This window comes from Streptomyces sp. NPDC055287, assembly GCF_053646035.1.
The window spans coordinates 1-16,536 of sequence record NZ_JBSHNE010000038.1; the positions used below are offsets into that span (position 1 = coordinate 1).

General features: G+C 70.1%; 15 protein-coding genes and 1 tRNA gene. 9 read left to right on the forward strand and 7 right to left on the reverse strand.

Annotation, left to right across the window (positions count from 1 at the left end; translation table 11 throughout):
- Nucleotides 1-401: 401 nt before the first annotated feature.
- Complete coding sequence (locus ACWIHY_RS33420) at nucleotides 402-1,235, forward strand: isocitrate lyase/PEP mutase family protein (protein ID WP_454380068.1); 834 nt, start codon at nucleotides 402-404, stop codon at nucleotides 1,233-1,235.
- A gap of 39 nt (nucleotides 1,236-1,274) precedes the next feature.
- Here the strand turns inward: ACWIHY_RS33420 and ACWIHY_RS33425 are convergent, their stop codons facing one another.
- Nucleotides 1,275-1,793: a GNAT family N-acetyltransferase gene (locus tag ACWIHY_RS33425; RefSeq protein WP_454380070.1), complete on the reverse strand. Its 519-nt coding sequence runs from the start codon at nucleotides 1,791-1,793 to the stop codon at nucleotides 1,275-1,277.
- A 29-nt stretch (nucleotides 1,794-1,822) separates the two neighbouring features.
- Nucleotides 1,823-3,232 (reverse strand): NADP-dependent succinic semialdehyde dehydrogenase, encoded by a 1,410-nt coding sequence (locus ACWIHY_RS33430; RefSeq protein WP_454380071.1) that lies wholly within the window; start codon nucleotides 3,230-3,232, stop codon nucleotides 1,823-1,825.
- Between the two features lie 306 nt (nucleotides 3,233-3,538).
- Here ACWIHY_RS33430 and ACWIHY_RS33435 point away from each other — a divergent pair, with 306 nt between their 5' ends.
- On the forward strand, nucleotides 3,539-3,649 hold the full coding sequence (locus ACWIHY_RS33435) for a DUF6766 family protein (protein ID WP_454380140.1): 111 nt from the start codon (nucleotides 3,539-3,541) through the stop codon (nucleotides 3,647-3,649).
- An 85-nt stretch (nucleotides 3,650-3,734) separates the two neighbouring features.
- A complete protein-coding gene (locus tag ACWIHY_RS33440) occupies nucleotides 3,735-5,267 on the forward strand; it encodes an FAD-dependent oxidoreductase (protein WP_454380072.1) in 1,533 nt (510 codons plus the stop codon).
- 12 nt (nucleotides 5,268-5,279) lie between these two features.
- Here ACWIHY_RS33440 and ACWIHY_RS33445 read toward each other — a convergent pair whose 3' ends face one another.
- Nucleotides 5,280-5,606, reverse strand: a complete 327-nt coding sequence (locus ACWIHY_RS33445; protein ID WP_454380074.1) for a plasmid stabilization protein — start codon at nucleotides 5,604-5,606, stop codon at nucleotides 5,280-5,282.
- A gap of 251 nt (nucleotides 5,607-5,857) precedes the next feature.
- Between ACWIHY_RS33445 and ACWIHY_RS33450 the strand changes: the two genes are divergently transcribed.
- The 4 genes from ACWIHY_RS33450 (at nucleotide 5,858) to ACWIHY_RS33465 (ending at nucleotide 8,421) form a co-directional block, all read left to right on the forward strand.
- The gene (locus ACWIHY_RS33450; RefSeq protein WP_454380076.1) at nucleotides 5,858-6,661 is read left to right on the forward strand and encodes a VOC family protein; all 804 of its coding nucleotides are present in this window, start codon (nucleotides 5,858-5,860) and stop codon (nucleotides 6,659-6,661) included.
- A 112-nt stretch (nucleotides 6,662-6,773) separates the two neighbouring features.
- Complete coding sequence (locus ACWIHY_RS33455) at nucleotides 6,774-7,403, forward strand: nucleotidyltransferase family protein (RefSeq protein WP_454380141.1); 630 nt, start codon at nucleotides 6,774-6,776, stop codon at nucleotides 7,401-7,403.
- Nucleotides 7,400-7,654: a hypothetical protein gene (locus ACWIHY_RS33460; RefSeq protein WP_454380077.1), complete on the forward strand. Its 255-nt coding sequence runs from the start codon at nucleotides 7,400-7,402 to the stop codon at nucleotides 7,652-7,654. The genes ACWIHY_RS33455 and ACWIHY_RS33460 overlap by 4 nt, the downstream gene beginning before the upstream one ends.
- On the forward strand, nucleotides 7,651-8,421 hold the full coding sequence (locus ACWIHY_RS33465) for a metallophosphoesterase family protein (RefSeq protein WP_454380079.1): 771 nt from the start codon (nucleotides 7,651-7,653) through the stop codon (nucleotides 8,419-8,421). The genes ACWIHY_RS33460 and ACWIHY_RS33465 overlap by 4 nt, the downstream gene beginning before the upstream one ends.
- Nucleotides 8,422-8,425: 4 nt before the next feature.
- Here ACWIHY_RS33465 and ACWIHY_RS33470 read toward each other — a convergent pair whose 3' ends face one another.
- The 3 genes from ACWIHY_RS33470 to ACWIHY_RS33480 form a co-directional block, all read right to left on the reverse strand.
- Nucleotides 8,426-9,580 carry an acyltransferase family protein gene (locus ACWIHY_RS33470; protein ID WP_454380081.1) on the reverse strand — a complete coding sequence of 385 codons (1,155 nt, stop codon included), beginning with the start codon at nucleotides 9,578-9,580 and terminating at the stop codon, nucleotides 8,426-8,428.
- Nucleotides 9,581-9,839: 259 nt separating this feature from the next.
- A tRNA-Pro gene (locus ACWIHY_RS33475) sits at nucleotides 9,840-9,913 on the reverse strand.
- 82 nt (nucleotides 9,914-9,995) lie between these two features.
- The gene (locus ACWIHY_RS33480) at nucleotides 9,996-10,922 is read right to left on the reverse strand and encodes an alpha/beta fold hydrolase (RefSeq protein WP_454380082.1); all 927 of its coding nucleotides are present in this window, start codon (nucleotides 10,920-10,922) and stop codon (nucleotides 9,996-9,998) included.
- A gap of 192 nt (nucleotides 10,923-11,114) precedes the next feature.
- Here ACWIHY_RS33480 and ACWIHY_RS33485 point away from each other — a divergent pair, with 192 nt between their 5' ends.
- Together ACWIHY_RS33485 and ACWIHY_RS33490 are read left to right on the forward strand one after the other, a co-directional pair.
- Nucleotides 11,115-14,594 (forward strand): ThuA domain-containing protein, encoded by a 3,480-nt coding sequence (locus tag ACWIHY_RS33485; RefSeq protein WP_454380084.1) that lies wholly within the window; start codon nucleotides 11,115-11,117, stop codon nucleotides 14,592-14,594.
- A gap of 11 nt (nucleotides 14,595-14,605) precedes the next feature.
- Nucleotides 14,606-15,481, forward strand: coding sequence for a sugar phosphate isomerase/epimerase family protein (locus ACWIHY_RS33490; RefSeq protein WP_454380086.1), 876 nt, complete (start codon nucleotides 14,606-14,608; stop codon nucleotides 15,479-15,481).
- Between the two features lie 90 nt (nucleotides 15,482-15,571).
- On the opposite strand, the gene ACWIHY_RS33495 is transcribed toward ACWIHY_RS33490, so the two are convergent.
- The gene (locus tag ACWIHY_RS33495) at nucleotides 15,572-16,522 is read right to left on the reverse strand and encodes an NAD-dependent epimerase/dehydratase family protein (protein WP_454380088.1); all 951 of its coding nucleotides are present in this window, start codon (nucleotides 16,520-16,522) and stop codon (nucleotides 15,572-15,574) included.
- Nucleotides 16,523-16,536: the final 14 nt, after the last annotated feature.

A 16,536-nucleotide genomic window follows, 5' to 3' on the forward strand; every position in this document is an offset into this window, starting at 1 on the left:
CTCACCCTCGCGGGCTTTCCTCCGGGCTTTCGTTCGGTATTTCGTGTTTCCGACTCTATCAGACTCTTTCGTGTCCGATTCCCCGTCGGCGGGGTGTGTCTTTGTCTTTCCGGCTGTTGGGCCGTTCCGACGTCCCAAACTCTAGCGGATTTCCCGGGCGGCTCATAATCGAGCCTGTCGAATGAATTCCGGCATGCCGAAATTCTCCCGGACCGGGAAAACGTGCTGGGTTTGGGGTTGTCGCTCGCGCGACGGGTGGAGCCGCAGAACCGTTCCGGCTCCGCGACAGCTCGGAGAACATTACGGATCCGCCGCCCGCGAGTCAACCCGGCTCCTCCGGCCGACGGCCATGTCGCGAAACCGCCAGACAGCGCGGGCCCCAGGCTGATCGAGTGGACCGCATGGACCACCTGCATGCGAAGGCCCAGGCCTTCCGTTCCCTTCACCAAGGCCCTTCCCCCCTTGCCCTCGCCAACGCATGGGACGCCGCCAGCGCACGGCTCGTCGAGGACGCCGGTGCGCTCGCGGTCGCCACCACCAGCGCGGGCGTCGCCTGGGGGCTCGGTGTGGCCGACGGTGGACGGCTCGGCGCCGGCGCCGGGCTCGAACTCGTGGCCCGTGTGGCGTCGGCGGTCGGCGTGCCCGTCACCGCCGACATCGAGGGTGGTTACGCGGACACCCCGGACGGCGTCGCGAAGACGATTGAAGGGGTACTGGCCGCGGGAGCCGTGGGCGTCAACATCGAGGACGCGCTCCACGGCGGACCCGGCCCGCTGCGCGCTGCGGCGGAACAGGCCGAGTTGCTCGCCGCCGCCCGCGACGCCGCCGACGCGCTGGGCGTTCCCCTGTTCATCAACGCTCGCATCGACACGTACCTCCGCTCGGTCGGTGACCCCGCCGCTCGTCTGCGGGAGACGCTGGACCGGGCAGCGCTCTACATCGAGGCCGGGGCCGACGGCGTCTTCGTCCCCGGTGTGACCGACCCGGGCACCGTTGCGGCGCTGGCCGCCGAGCTGACCGTTCCGCTGAACGTGCTGGCCGGCCCCGGGGCGCCCTCTGTGGCCGAGTTCGGCGAGCTCGGGGTGGCCCGCGTCAGCCTCGGGTCCGCAGTAGCCGAGGCCGCCTATGCCGTGGCACGCCGCTCGGCCCGGGAACTGTTCACCAGCGGTACGTACAACGCGCTGGCGGACGGTGTGAGCTACGGCGAGCTGAACGCCCTTCTGGGGCGCGGCTGAAAGCTCGTCCCTAATCTGCGACAAGCATGACCGGCACCGTCACGACGTCGGCAGGTCCGCCGCCAGCAAATCCATGAGCAGGCCGTCGTGCCAGGTGCCGTCGGGGCCGCGCTCGTATGCGCGCATGATGCCGACAGGCTGGAAGCCGGCCTTCGTGTAGCAGCGGATGGCGGCGGCGTTGTCCGCCGCGGGGTCGATCACGATCCGGTGGTGTCCGAGGTCGGTGAGCAGGTGGCGGGCGAGCGTGCGTACGGCGTCCGTGCCCAGGCCGCGTCCGTGGACGGCCGGGTCGAGGTAGATGTCGATGTTGGCGTGGCGGTAGTCGGGGTCCTGCTCTTCGCCCCACTGGATGGCGCCGGCCGTGTGCCCGGCGTGTTCGATCACCAGGGTGGTGACGTCCGGTGCGGCGAGGTCCGCGGTGACCGCCGCCACCAGGTCCTCGCCCCTACGCCAGATCGCGCGCACCTCGGGAGTGGCTCTGATCCCGGCCAGTACGGGAATGTCGTCCGCCGTGGGCGGGCGCAACACGACCTGGGCGCCGTACAGGGTCCTCCGCATAAGGGCACGCTAGCCCGCTCCCGGAGTACTCAGTCCTTGCCGGTCGGCTCGGCCGCGTGCCACACCGTGGTGATGTTGCAGAACTCGCGGATGCCGTGGCCGGAGAGTTCCCTGCCGTAACCCGAGCGCTTGACTCCGCCGAAGGGCAGAGCGGGGTGGGAGGCCGTCATGCCGTTGACGAAGACGCCGCCGGCCTCCAGGTCACGCACGAACCGTTCTACCTCCGCCTCGTCGCGCGTCCAGACGTTGGAGCTCAGTCCGAAGGGAGAGTCGTTGGCTAGGGTCACCGCCTCGTCGAGGCCGGACACCCGGTAGACCGTGGCCACGGGGCCGAAGGCCTCCTCCCGGTGGATGCGCATGCCCTCGGTGACCCCGGCGAGGACGGTGGGCTCGTAGAACCACCCCTTGTCCTGCTTCTCCGGGCGCTGCGCTCCGCAGTGCGCGGTGGCGCCGAGGCGCAGGGCGTCGTCGACGAGCTCTTCGAGGTCGGTACGTCCCTGTTCACTCGCCAGCGGTCCCACGTCGGTGGCGTCCTGCATCGGGTCACCGACGGCCAGTGCCCGCATGCCGGCGGTGAAGCGTTCGCAGAACGCGTCGTAGACGTCGGTATGGACGATGAAGCGCTTGGCGGCGATGCAGGACTGGCCGTTGTTCTGCACCCGGGCGGTGACGGCTGTCCGGGCGGCCCGCTCGATGTCGGCGGACGGCATGACCACGAAGGGGTCGCTGCCGCCGAGCTCCAGAACGGTCCGCTTCACCTCGTCACCCGCTACGGCGGCGACGGCGCGTCCGGCCGGCTCGCTTCCGGTGAGCGTCGCGGCGGCCACCCTGGGATCGCGCAGGATGTCCTCGACCGCTCCGGATCCGACGAGCAGCGTCTGGAAGCACCCGTCGGGGAAGCCGGCGCGGCGGAAGAGCTCCTCCAGGTAGAGGGCGGTCTGCGGAACGTTCGACGCGTGCTTCAGCAGGCCCACGTTGCCGGCCATGAGTGCGGGGGCGGCGAACCGTACGACCTGCCAGAGCGGGAAGTTCCATGGCATCACGGCCAGGACGACACCGAGCGGGCGGTAGCGGACGATCGCGCGGGACGCCCCGGAGTCGGTCACGTCGGCGGCGGAGGGGTACTCGTCGGAGAGGAGTTCCCGGGCGTTCTCGGCGTACCAGCGCATCGCTTTCGCGCATTTGGCCGCTTCCGCGCGGGCGGCCGTGATCGGTTTGCCCATCTCGGTGGTCATGATGCGGGCGATGTCCTGCCGGTCTTCGTCGAGCAGGTCCGCCGCGCGGTTCAGGAGTTCCGCCCGCCGGTCGAATCCGGTGGTGCGGTACTGCGCGAACGTGGTCGCGGCGAGGGCCAGGCGCCGCTCGATCTCTTCCGCGCCGAGCGCGTCGAACGTCTTGAGCGTCTCTCCGGTGGCGGGATTCACCGTGGCGATGGGCATGCTGCCGTCCTCCTCGGACTCGGTCGTTTCGACACTGGCGCGCCGCGGGCTGTCCCGCAACGCGAGGGGTCTCCCCTTTGCCTCACCTGTCAGGTGGATGTCGGGGGTGATGCGGAGCGTCCGGGGACGCGTGCGGGAAGGCTCCGGGGACTCCTTCGGCCCGTTCCCGGGAACCGAGGGCGGGAGGCGGTTGCTGCGATGCGTCGTGCGGGTGAGCGGGCGGTCCCTGCGCCCGCCGAGCCTGGAGGAGGTGAAGCTTGAGGTGCGTACCTGAGCTTCGCCGGCCCTGCGGAACCGGCGGTCGGACTGCTCGCGGCGGCCGCGATGGCCATCCTCTTCGTCCATCCGCGCCAGCGGGGATCGCCGGAGTCCCAGCCCGTCGGATCACCGCACAGGTCCACGGGCGTCGAGGGCTGAACCGCGCCGAGCACGAAGGCCACGCCACGCGGCGCGCGGCGTGGCGCCGCCGTTATCCGCAACGCAGAAGGGGAAGCCGAAGGCCATGGCTGCTGAACGTCCGACCATCGACGAGTCGTACTGGATGGTTACCGCCCCCGGCACCCGCTATCCGGCCCCGCTTTCCGACCTGACCGCGGATGTCGCCGTCGTCGGCGGTGGCATCGCCGGCCTCTTCACCGCCTGGGAGCTGGTGCGGGCCGGCCTGGACGTCGTACTCCTGGAGGCGGACCGGATCGCCGCCGGGGTGACCGGCTGCACCACGGCCAAGCTGACGGCGCTGCACGGTCTGGCGTACGCCCGGCTGGAGGCGAGTCACGGCGCCGACAACGCCGGGCTGTACGCGCTCTCGCAGCAGGACGCGGTCGACCGTACCGCGGCCCTCTGCGACGAGCTGGGCATCGACGCCGATCTGGAGCGCGCCGCCGCCTGTACGTACCTGGCGGATCCAGGGCGGGCGGACGAACTCAAGGAGGAGGCGGCGGCCGCCCGGCGGGCCGGCCTCGACGCTTCCTTCGTGAGCGGAACGGAGCTGCCGTTCCCGGTGGCCGGGGCGGTGCGGGTGGAGGGGCAGCTGCAATTCCACCCGCGCAAGTTCCTGCTGGCGCTGGCCGAGCGGATCACCGGTGCGGGCGGACGCATCCATGAGCGCACCCGCGTGACCGGGCTCCGGGACGGTGCGCGGTGCCGGCTGTCGACCGAGAGCGGGTTCACGGTCGAGGCGCGCGACACCGTCATCGCGACGCATTACCCGGTCTTCGACCACACGCTCCTGTTCACCCGTCTGAAGCCGAGGCGGGAGCTGGTGATCGCGGCCCCGGTGCCTACCGGTGACGCGCCGCAGGCCATGTACATGAGCCCGGCCGACCGTGTCCGTTCGGTACGAAGCGCGCCGTACGACGACGGACGGCGGCTGCTCATCGTCACGGGCGAGACGTTCGAGCCGGGCGCCGGCGGTGTACGGGAACGCTTCGCGCGCCTGGACGGCTGGGCGCGGGAACGGCTGCCGGGCTTCGCGGGAGCCGACCTGTCATACCGCTGGGCGGCGCAGGACAACGACTCGAGCGACCGTCTGCCGTACGTCGGACACGCGCACGGGGGCACCCAGCACGTGTTCGTGGCGACAGGGTTCGGCGGCTGGGGCATGAGCAACGGAGTGATGGCCGGCCGCCTGCTCGCCGCACACATCGCGGGCGGACCCCGCCCCGCGTGGACGGATCTGTACGACCCGCGGCGCCTGCCCCAGGTGAGGGAGACGGCGGAGCTGGCGAAGTTCCAGAGGGCCGTCGCCCGGCACTTCGTGGGCGACCGCCGGCACACGGGTCACGTCGACTCGGTGGACGAGGTCCCGCCGGGCAGCGGCGCGGTCGTCCGCCTGGAAGGCCACCGCTGTGCGGTGTACCGCGACGAATCCGGCGAGGCCCGCATCGTTTCGGCCCGCTGCACGCATCTGGGCTGCCTGGTGCAGTTCAACGACGCCGAGAAGGTCTGGGAGTGTCCTTGCCACGGCTCGCGCTTCGGGACGGACGGTGCGGTGCTGCACGGCCCCGCCACCCGGCCTCTGGAGCCTCGCGACTGAGGGGCGCGCCGGTCAGGACTTGCCGAGGGAACGCTGGAGTTCGGACTTGTTCATCGACGAACGGCCCTGGACGTTGCGGCGCCGCGCCTCGGCGTACAGCTGGTCGTAGGTCTGCCCCTCCGCCCCGCTCCGGGAACGCTCCCCGCCGCGCTGCGAGGGCGACTTGCCCTGCGTCGAGCTCCTGCTCGCGGTCCTGGACTCACCGGAGCGCGCCCGCTCCTTGTTGACGGTCCGCGCGGCCATTTCCTTGGCCCGCTTGGTGCCCGCGCCGCGCTCTTCGGCGCTCTCCTTGATGTGCTCGTACTGACGTTCCCGCTTGGAGCTCGAACCCTCGGGCATTTGTTACTCCTTCGCACGTGATTCAGTGGTTGCCGCTGCCCAGCGATGAGCGGCCACCGCCCACCCTGCGTCCGGTGCCTTCCGTCCGCAAACGCAGTTCCGCGTACCCACAGGGCATGGGAACGGACGCACAATTTCATGATCGACAACCTGCTCCAGGTGCTTGCGCGGGTTCGCCAGCACGGCCCCCCGGGGGCAGGATGGATTACGAAACTGGCCTCACATGCCCCCATTCGACCAGGACACGTGCGATGGAAATGGAAAAGACGGCCACCGGTAGAACTTCGAGCCACGAGATCTTCGGCGCCCCGTGCTGGATCACCCTGATGGCACGAGACCTGGAGCCTGCCCAGGCCTTCTACGGCGCGGTGCTGGGCTGGGAATTCCGCCGGGCCGGTCTCGGCCGCGGTTTCAGCATCGCCCTGCTCGACGGCGAACCCGTCGCCGGAATCGGCGCCCTCGACACCGCTCTGCGGGCGCCCGTCACCTGGACGCCCTATTTCGCCGTCGCCAGTGTGGATGACACCGCGAGCCGGATCAGGGAGCGGAGCGCCACCGTCGCCGTGGGGCCGCTCCGGTTCGCCACCGGCCGCGGCGCCATCGCGGCGGACCGGGACGGGGCCGTCTTCGGCATCTGGGAAGGGCAGCTCTTCTCCGACTGGCACGTGTGGCGCAAGAACGCACCCGTGTGGCTGCGTCTGCGGACCCGGGACGCGTTCGACGCGGCGATCTTCTACGGGCAGGTCCTCGAATGGGCCTCCGGCCGCCCCGGCTGCTGCGAGGTCGAGTACCAGGAGGACGAGGTCGTACTGCTCCAGGACGGGCAGACCCTGGCGCGGCTGAGCTCCGGTGCCGTCGACACAGCGCCCGATCCCCTGATCCAGCCGCGGTGGCACGCGCACTTCCCCGTGCCGGACGTCGAAGCGACCGTCGCGACGGCGCTCCGTCACGGCGGCACCGCGCTCGGGCACGGCCCCACCGTCTACGGAATGGAGACGACGCTGCGCGACCCGGACGGCGCGATCTTCACCGTCACCAGTGCCGGGCCCGGATGAGGCCGGACAAGGCGACGAGGAAGGTGCACCCGTGCACGGTTACCCGAAGGACGCCTCACAGCCCGCCGGCCGGACCGAGTCGGCCGGGCTGCGGCTGACGGCGGGGAGAGCTGTGAACAGCGGGCCCGTAGGGCCACTGTCCGGCGCCACGCACGGCAGTTCCCGACCCCTGCCGCCGGACCGCACCCAGGCCATCCTGGAGGCCACCAAGCATGTGGCGTCCAGGCTCAAGAGCGCCGGATACCCGTTCGCGCTGGTCGGGAGCGTGGCGGCGTACGCCCACGGCGTGCCGGCCAGCTTCCAGCACGACGCCGACTTCTGCATCCTGCGCGAGGACGCCGAGGCCGTGACGGAGGCCCTGGAGGCTGCCGGGATCGAGGTGCACGTCCCGCCGGAGGACTGGCTGGTCAAGGCGCGGAGTCACGGCGAGGAGATCGACCTGATCTTCGAACTGGCCCGGCAGCCGGTGACCAGGGAGTTGCTGAGCCGGGCGCAGACACTTCCCGTGGACTCGGTTCACATGCCCGTACTGTCACCCACCGACCTCATGGGCAGCCAATTGCACGCCTTCTCCGAGCACCACTGCGACTTCGGGGCCGTACTTCCCATCGCACGGGCCCTGCGGGAAAGGATCGACTGGACGCGCCTGCGCCGTGAGCATCAGGACTCGCCCATGCCCGACGCGTTTCTCTACCTTCTCGAGCGTCTGGACGTCATCGAGCCACGGGAGGCCGGGCCGTGAACGACTCATCCGCCGCCGAGTACCGCATCGCCCATCTGCAGGAACGGCTGGCCGGTGGGGACTACGCCGAGATGGGCGTACGGATCGAGCTGCGCGGAAACAGCGTCCTGATCGCCGGCACGGTCTCCAGCGCCGCCTGCCGGGACGAGATCCTGCGTATCGCCGAGGACGAGCTGGCCGGTCTCCCGCTGCGTGAGGACCTGATCGTGGTCTCCGCGACCGCCCCCGACCACCCTGAGGAGCTCGCGTGATCCGGATCGCGGCCGTCGGCGACATTCATCTGGGACTGGACAGTGCGGGGGTGCTGAGGCCCGCGTTCGAGACCATCGGGGACGCGGCGGACGTCCTGCTGCTCGCGGGGGACCTGACGCGGCACGGCACGGCCGAGGAGGCGCGGGTGGTCGCCCAGGAGGTGACCGGGCTCGGCGTCCCGGTGGTGGCCGTTCTGGGAAATCACGACTACCACAGTGATCAGCAGGCCGAGGTGACAGCCGTGCTCGGCGAGGCGGGCGTGAGCGTTCTGGAGGGCCGGGGAACTGTGCTGGACATCGGCGGGGTGCGGGTCGGTGTCGCCGGGACCAAGGGCTTCGGCGGTGGGTTCGCCGGCCGCAGCGGCGGCGAGTTCGGCGAACCGGAGATGAAGGAGTTCATCCGGTACAGCCGGCGGTGCGCGGAGAGCCTGCGGCATTCCCTGGACGAGCTGAGGGAGCGCGGTTGCGCCGTACGCATCGCCTTGACGCACTTCGCACCGGTGCCGGACACGCTGGCGGGTGAGCCGCCGGAGATCTTTCCCTTCCTGGGCAGCTACCTGCTGGCCGAGGCGATGGACCGCTCCGGGGCCGATCTCGCGATCCACGGCCATGCGCACCTGGGCACCGAGCACGGGATGACCAGCGGCGGCGTGCGGGTGCGCAATGTCGCCCAGCCGGTGCTCGACCGCGCCTTCGCCGTCTACCACCTGCCGGTGCACACCAAGGCGGGCGCGAGTACGGACAGCGTTCCTGTCGCGGCCGAATAGCGGACTACTTCCGGGCGCTCGTCGCGGGCCGCCGCGTCGTCGGGAGGACCGGCGCCGTGGACATCTCCGGGTACGCCCGCTGCCGGCCCGGCGGGCCAGGGGCGAACAGCCAGCCGATGGACGGCCGGGTCAGTGGCCGGACCAGGCGGCGGACCGGCGGAGAGCCGAGCACCATCGTCAGCAGGACCGCGCACAGCACCAGAGCGACGATCTCGGCAGGGGTGTTCACCCGGGAGATCCAGCCCTGCTCCCGGACGGGCATGATGACCAGCGGATGCAGCAGATAGACGGTGAAGCCGCCCGCGCCCACCGTGGAGATGAGCGGCAGTCGCCGCCGGGGCATCAGCCGGAGCAGACAGAGCACCAGGGCCGCGGCCGACGCCAGCACCAGCAGCCGGGTGACCCAGGCCCATTCCAGGCTCAGCGGATCGGCGACGGAGTAGGGGTGGCGCATCGACAGCCAGTTGCCCTTGATGTCCCGGTGCCACAGCCATCCCACGACGCAGGAGGCCAGGATCCCGGCGACCGCCACGGGCAGGCTCCAGCGGCTGGTGAACCAGGTGTGCAAATAGCCCTGGCCGATCCGCCAGCCGAGGTAGAACAACGGCAGGTAGACAAGGGTCCGGCTGGCGGAGAAGGCCATCCCGAACTCGTCGACGTATCCCACCGCGAGGGCGACGCCCGTGGTGACGAGCAGCGGGTGACGCAGCTGCACCACCAGGGGCAGCAGCAGCCGCCAGAAGAAGAGGGACATCAGGAACCACAGGGTCCACGGCAGCTGGACGACATGCACGGTGAACTCGGCGCCCAGCCAGCGGCTCTCCAGCGAGAAGAGCAGGCTGAACACCAGGGCGGGCAGCACGATGCTCTGCAGCAGGGAGCGCAGGGGGCGCGGGCCGAGCGGACCCGCGCTGCTGAAAACACCGGCCAGCATGACGAAGGCCGGCACCCGGAAGGCCCAGGCGGCGATGTGGAAGGAGTGCAGTACCTCTTCCCTGGTCATGATGCTGCCCACGGTGTGCAGAACCACGATCAGTGTGGCGGAGACGAACCGGGCGTTGTCCCACCACGGATTCCTGGCCCGCTCGGCCCGCACGGCCCCGTCGGGACTGCCGGCGGCGGTGTCGGTGACGGCGATTGCGGGCAGTGGCTTGTCCATCGCGGCGACGGGCTCCTGACAGCGGGCCGGCCACGACACGGGCTGCGGCACTGATGATCGAATCGGGTGGGTGGGCACACTGTGCCGACCGTGGCGGAGGACCCGGTTGCCGCTTCAGGTTCGTACGGTGAACTCCACATGTACATCGACCCGTCATCCGAGCCCCGTCGGCGCTCCTCGCAACCAACCGCTTCAGAAAACGAGTCAGGGCCAGTTTCAGATTCCTCTGATACTGGCCCTGACCTGCGACTCTTTCGAGTCGGGACGACAGGATTTGAACCTGCGACCCCTTGACCCCCAGTCAAGTGCGCTACCAAGCTGCGCCACGTCCCGGTGCCCGTCTGGCCTGGGGTTTCCCCTGGCTGAACGCGCTTGAGAACAATACCGCACTTGGGCCGGTGGTCACGAACCGCATTTACACACGCTTGTCGAGCCAGGCGGTCAGGTCGTCCTGGACCTCGTCCCGGTTGGTCTCGTTGAGGATCTCGTGGCGGGCGCCCCGGTAGCCCTTCCAGGTGAGGTCCTCGGTGCCGAGGTAGCGGAAGTCTTCCAGGAGTTCGTAGACGAGGGTCATCCGCTGGTTGCACGGGTCTTCCGTACCGACGGCGATGTGGACGGGCAGATCGGCGGGGATGCGGGCGAGATTGCGCGGGTCGTTGATCTTGCGGACCGCGTGCACCCAGTCCAGCGCGAGACCCGCGCTGAAGGCGAAACCGCAGCGCTCGTCAGCCGCGTACGCGTCGACCTCCGCCTCGTCGCGCGAGAGCCACTCGAATCCCGTGCGGTGCTCGTACGCGTCGTTGAAGGAGGAGAAGAGGGCGGGGATGTACGAGGAAGGGGCCGTACGGCCGCGCTCCGCGATCTCCGCCTCCAGGTCGGCCATCGATTCCTGCAGCTCGGCTCCCGGGAGCGTACGGAAGGTGCCGGAAAGGATGAGCCCGGCCAGGCCGTCCGGGTACTCCTGGGCGTAGTCACGGGCCAGCATCGAGCCGAGGCTGTGGCCGAGCAGTACGACCGGCACGCCGGGGTGCAGGGCCCGGGCCTGGTCGCCGACCGCCTTGAGGTCGTCGACGGTCGCCCGCCAGCTGTCCTCGCCGGCCACGCCGTAGCCGCCGGTGCCGACGGCGGTCGCGCCGTGGCCTCGGTGGTCGGAGGCGATCACGCCGTAGCCGTGGGAGACCAGGTGCTGGGCGAAGCGGTCGTAGCGCAGGGCGTGTTCGGCCGCGCCGTGGGCGATCTGGACGAGGGCGCGGGGCCGCCCGTTCTGGGGCAGCCAGGTGTACGCGGCGATCTGCGCGCCGTCGCCTGCGGTCGCCGTTCCCGTGCGGTGTGCGGTGCTCATCGGGCACGCCTCCTGGGTGTCTGCTGATGTCCGTGCTCGGGCTATTGGGGCTGACTCTCCCCAGGGGGGAGCGGCTCACACCAGACCTCTGTCGACCCATTGACCCCCTTGTGGCGGGAACCTACTCTGAGCGACGCCCTCCAGAAAGCGCTTTCTACGCCCGCAGCCGCCTCACCAGCCCCGGGAGCGCCCATGAGTCACCCCGCGCGAAGACTCCTTCTGCCTTTCACCGTCGTCGGAACCCTGCTGGCGCTGCTGCTCGGACTCGGGGTGGCCTCGCCTCCCCTCGCCGAGGCGGCGCCCTTCCGTGTTCTTGTCTTCTCCAAAGTCACGAATTTCGCCCATGACTCGATTCCGGCGGGGATCGAAGCGATCAAGAAGCTCGGCAGCGAGAACGGTTTCGAGGTCGAGGCCACCGATGACGCCGCCGCCTTCACCGACGCCAATCTCGCCCGCTTCCAGGCGATCGTCTTCAACAACACCAACTCCACCCCGGAGAAGGGTGATCTGCTGAACGCCGAGCAGCGGGCGGCCCTCCAGAAGTTCGTACGCGCCGGCGGCGGCTGGGTGGGCCTGCACGCCGCGTCGGCCAGCGAGCGCGACTGGGGCTGGTACGAGGGTCTGGTCGGCGCCATCTTCGATCAGCACCCCGCCGTACAGACGGGCAGGGTGAAGGTCCTCGACCAGGCGCATCCCTCCACGAAGGGGCTGCCGGAGCTCTGGGAGCGTACGGAGGAGTGGTACAACTGGCGCACCAGTCCGACCGGCAAGGTGCACACTCTCGCGCAGATCAAAGTGCGCGACGGCGTCACCGGTCTGGACGAAGGCGTCGACCACCCGTGGTCCTGGTGCCAGAACTACGACGGCGGGCGGTCCTGGTTCACCGCGGGCGGCCACGCCAAGTCGGCGTTCCAGGAGGAGAACTTCCTCCAGCACATCCTCGGCGGCATCCAGTGGGCCGCGGGCAACAAGCCGGGCGACTGCACGGCGACGAAGACGGGCGCGTTCCAGCGCACTCCCCTGGCGACGAGCGATCTCGCCGATCCGTTCGAGTTGGCGGTCGCGCCCGACCGCCGGGTCTTCTTCATCCAGCGCACCGGCAAGCTGAAGGTCATCGACCAGGCGACCCTCAAGGTCACGACGGCACTGGACTTCGCCTACACGCCGGAGATGACCAGCCAGTCCGACGGCCTGCTCGGGCTCGCGCTCGACCCGGGCTTCGCGCAGAACAAGTGGCTGTATCTGCTGCACTCCGACAAGACCGAGAAGCGGCTCAACCTGTCGCGGTTCACCGTGAGCGGCACGGGCGGCGGCACCACGGTCGACCCCGCCTCCGAGAAGCGGCTCCTGACCATCCCCACCCTGCGCGGTGAGGGCCGGGCCAACTCCCACATGGCCGGGTCGGTCGCCTTCGACAAGAAGGGCAGCCTGTACGTCGCGACCGGCGACAACACCGACCCGTTCGCGTCCGACGGCTTCGCGCCGATCGACGAGCGCGAGGGACGCCGCGCCTGGGACGCGCAGGGCACCTCGGGCAACACGAACGACCTGCGCGGCAAGGTACTGCGCATCACCCCGCAGGACGACGGTACGTACACCGTCCCCGCCGGGAATCTCTTCGCGCCGGGGACCGACAGGACGCGGGCCGAGATCTACGCGATGGGCATGCGCAACCCCTTCCGGATCACGACCGATCCGCAGAGCGGCGCGCTGATGGTCGCCGACTACGGGCCGGACGCCCGCCAGGCGAAGCCCGACCGGGGCCCCGAGGGGACCGTGGAGTACACGCGCATCACCAAGGCGGGCAACTTCGGCTGGCCTTACTGCATCGGTGACAACACTCCCTTCAACGACTACGACTTCGCGGCGAAGACGCCGGGCGCGAAGTTCGACTGCGCGTCGCTGGTCAACGACTCGCCGAACAGCACCGGGCTGCGTGAACTGCCGCCCGCCCAGCCCGCCTCGATCTGGTACGCGTACTCCGCGTCACCCGAGTTCCCCGAGCTGGGCACCGGGGGCGGCGGGCCGATGAGCGGGCCGGTGTACGACTACGACGAGGCCAATACCTACCCGACGAAGTTCCCCGAGTACTTCGAGGGGAAGTGGTTCACCTACGAGCTGACGCGCCAGTGGTTCAAGGCCTTCTCGATCCAGGAGAAGGACCAGACTTTCGCCGATCCGCGCTTCGCACCCGCCAAGGCCGGTGATCTCCACTCGATCAACCCCGTCTTCGGTGACATGAGGTGGAACCAGCCCTTCGACGCCGACTTCGGGCCCGACGGCGCGATGTACGTCATCGACTTCGGCCTCGGCAGCGGCACGGGCCGCGGTGGCAGCAACGAGGGCGCGGGGATCTACCGCATCGACTACGTCGCCGACGGCCGGCTGCCCGCCGCCAAGGTGACCGCGAGCCCGGACAGTGGCCCGGCACCGCTGACCGTGGCGTTCTCCAGTGCGGGTTCCGGACTGCCGGACGGCACGCCGGTGACGTACGCCTGGGACTTCGACGGGAACGGAACGACGGATTCGACGGAGGCTAACCCCACCCACACCTACGAGGCGAAGGGCCGCTTCACCGCCCGCCTCACGGTCGGCGCGCCCAAGGGCCTGACGGGGCTGGCGGTGCAGGAGATCACCGTGGGGAACAGCCGACCCGAGGTGGCGATCCAGCGGCCGCCGGACGGCGGCATGTTCAGCTTCGGCGACACGATCCCCTTCACCGTCAAGGTGAAGGACCGTGAGGACGGGCGGCGCATCGACTGCTCGCGGGTCGTCGTCCAGTCCCAGCTCGGCCACGACAGCCATCTCCACCCGCTGGACAACTACACGGGCTGCACCGGCGAGATCGTGACCGATGCCGGAGAAAGCCACGGTCCCGGCCAGAACCTGTACTACGGAATCACCGCGCAGTACGAGGACAAGGGCGGCCCCGGCGGTGTCCCCGCTCTCACCGGATCCGCGTCCCTGACGCTGCGCCCGGCGCTTCGCGAGGCCGAGCACTTCACGACGACGGGCGGCGCGCACGACGGCGCGGTCGTCGCGAGCCGTGCCGACGCGTCGGGCGGGAAGCGGCTGACGGAGATCGAGGACGGCGACTGGATCTCGTTCGATCCGGTGCACCTCAGGGGCATCGACTCGGTGACGGTCGGCGCGGCCTCCGGCGGCATCGGGGGCGACATCGAGTTCCGCACGGGTTCGCCGACCGGTCCGCTGCTCGCCAAGGTGAGCGTCCCGGACACGGGCGGGTGGGGCAATGTGGTCTCGCCGACGGTCGGACTGCCCGTCCTGGACCGGACGGTGAAGCTGTACGCCGTGTTCACCAACCCGCAGTGGTCGGCGGACAAGCCGGACCTCTTCGCCGTCGACTGGCTGCACTTCAACGGCCGTGGGGTCGAGAAGAAGCCGGGCACGCGGGTCTCCGTGACCGCTGCTCCGGCCGGCGGTTCCGCGCCGCTCAGGGTCGAGCTGACCGGCGAGGTCAAGCCGCTGTCCGGTCGCACCATCGCTTCGTACCACTGGGACTTCGGCGACAACGTGAAGCCGGCGCCGGGAACGGAGGGGCCGGCGGCCGAGCACACGTACGCCAGGAAGGGCACGTACACCGCGCATCTGACCGTCACCGACGACAAGGGTGACACGACCTCCGGCGCCGTCCGGATCGACGTGAGTTGAGGTGGTTGCACATGACCGGGAGCATGAACAGCGGCACGCGACGCGCGTTCCTCGGTACGGTCGCCGGGATCGCGGCGGCGGTCGGGACGGCGGTCAGTGGCACGACCGCGCAGGCCACGGACGCGGCGGGGCGGCGGCGCATCCCGCCGTCCGGGATCGGCATGCACCTCTACACGATGCGCACGCCCCTGGCTAACGACTTCCAAGGGACGCTCGCACGCCTCGCGGAGATGGGTTACGCGACGGTCGGGGTCAGCGGCAGGCACGGCAACAGTGCGGTGGACATCCGGCGGATGCTCGACGAGACGCGGCTCAGGGCCGTGCTCGAACACGTCGCGTACACCGTCGTCTCGGGCAGCGGACTGCGACAGGCCGTCGACGACGTGGTGACGCTCGGCGGGAAGTGGATCGTCGTGCCGAGCCTCCCGGGGTCGATGCACAGCCCGGCCGGGTTCCGGGAAGCGGCGCGGCAGTTCAACAAGGCGGGGCTCGTGGCGCGCGAGAAGGACCTGAAGCTGCTCTTCCACAACCACGGCAGCGACCACGTGGCCATCGAGGGCGAGAACCTCTACGACATCCTCCTCAACGAGACCGATCCCGAGCTGGTGGGCTTCGAGCTGGATGTGTACTGGGCAGCCAAGGGGGGTGCGGATCCGGCGCGGCTGTTCGCAAGGCATCCGCGACGCTTCCCCGCGCTGCACGTCAAGGACATGGCCCCTGACGGGGACTTCGCCGACGTGGGCTCCGGGGTGCTCGACTTCCCGGCGATGTTCGACGTGGCGCGGCGGGGTGGTGTGAAGCAGTGGCTGGTGGAGCACGACGCACCGGCCGATCCCTTCGCGACGGCGCTGAACAGCTACACGTATCTGTCGCGGCTGCGGTACTGAGGACGCGCGGCGGCCCCGGGCGCTGGTGGGCTTCCGGGGCCGGGCGCCGTGCGCGTCCGGGGCCGGCGGCGGTCGGTGTCCTGGGTTTCCTCAGTGCCCGGAGAGCAGTTGGCGGTACCAGGCGATGGTCTCGTCGATGGTGGCGGCGAGCGGGTTCGGTGTCAGGCCGTACGCCTTCTCGATGGCCGTCGAGTCCATGATCTGTGCCTCGGTGTGCTGGTAGAACATCTCGGCGTACGCGTCCATGAACACCGCGTCGAACGGGCCGAACGGGCGCGGCTCGTCGACGACAACGACGTTCAGCGGCCTGCCGGTCCGCTCCTCGATCATCGTGAAGATCTCGCGCGTCGACACGGCGGGGGCGGTGGGCAGGTGCCAGACGCGGCCGTCGCTGTCCGGGTGCTCGCCGAGTGCGGCGAGGCCGGCGGCCACGTCCCCTATGTACGTGTAGCTGTGCGGGAGGCCGATGTCACCGAGGCCCGGCACCTCTCCCCCGGTGAGCGCGCCGGGGAAGACGGCGCCGCCCAGTGTGGAGTTGAGGACGCCGGGACCGACGAAATCGGCCGACCTGCCCAGCGCGACCCGGACGCGGCCCTCGCGGTGGGCCGCCAGGTAACGGGCGTCGAGGTCGGCGCGCATGCGGCCCTTGGCGGAGGTGGCGTTCCAGGGCGAGTCCTCGGTCATGACGCCGCCGTGCGTCTCGCCGTACGGATAGAGGGTGTCGAGCACGACCAGACGCGCCCCCACCTCCTCCGTCGCGGCGAGGACCGCTGTCGTGATCCCCGGCATGACCTCGACCTGGAGGTGATAGCCGACGTTGACGCAGTGATAGACGACGGCGGCGCCTTCGACGGCGGCTCGTGCGCTTTCGTGCGTGGTGATGTCGGCGGCGCGCCGTTCGACGCCTGACAGGGAACGGCCTTCACCCCGGCGGTTCACGAGACGCACACGATGGCCGCGGCGCGCCAGCTCCTGCGCGAGTGCGGTGCCGGCAGGACCGGCGCCGAGGACCACCTGGAGTTCGCGTCCGTTTGTCGTCATGGTCTGTCTGCCTC

Bases quoted from the DNA above. Each gene is read 5' to 3' on its own strand.
- ACWIHY_RS33425 (WP_454380070.1), bottom strand. From the start codon at position 1,793: ATGCGGAGGACCCTGTACGGCGCCCAGGTCGTGTTGCGCCCGCCCACG.
- ACWIHY_RS33470 (WP_454380081.1), bottom strand. From the start codon at position 9,580: ATGGACAAGCCACTGCCCGCAATCGCCGTCACCGACACCGCCGCCGGC.
- ACWIHY_RS33495 (WP_454380088.1), bottom strand. From the start codon at position 16,522: ATGACGACAAACGGACGCGAACTCCAGGTGGTCCTCGGCGCCGGTCCT.
- ACWIHY_RS33430 (WP_454380071.1), bottom strand. From the start codon at position 3,232: ATGCCCATCGCCACGGTGAATCCCGCCACCGGAGAGACGCTCAAGACG.
- ACWIHY_RS33490 (WP_454380086.1), top strand. From the start codon at position 14,606: ATGACCGGGAGCATGAACAGCGGCACGCGACGCGCGTTCCTCGGTACG.
- ACWIHY_RS33450 (WP_454380076.1), top strand. From the start codon at position 5,858: ATGGAAATGGAAAAGACGGCCACCGGTAGAACTTCGAGCCACGAGATC.
- ACWIHY_RS33445 (WP_454380074.1), bottom strand. From the start codon at position 5,606: ATGCCCGAGGGTTCGAGCTCCAAGCGGGAACGTCAGTACGAGCACATC.
- ACWIHY_RS33485 (WP_454380084.1), top strand. From the start codon at position 11,115: ATGAGTCACCCCGCGCGAAGACTCCTTCTGCCTTTCACCGTCGTCGGA.
- ACWIHY_RS33480 (WP_454380082.1), bottom strand. From the start codon at position 10,922: ATGAGCACCGCACACCGCACGGGAACGGCGACCGCAGGCGACGGCGCG.
- ACWIHY_RS33420 (WP_454380068.1), top strand. From the start codon at position 402: ATGGACCACCTGCATGCGAAGGCCCAGGCCTTCCGTTCCCTTCACCAA.
- ACWIHY_RS33440 (WP_454380072.1), top strand. From the start codon at position 3,735: ATGGCTGCTGAACGTCCGACCATCGACGAGTCGTACTGGATGGTTACC.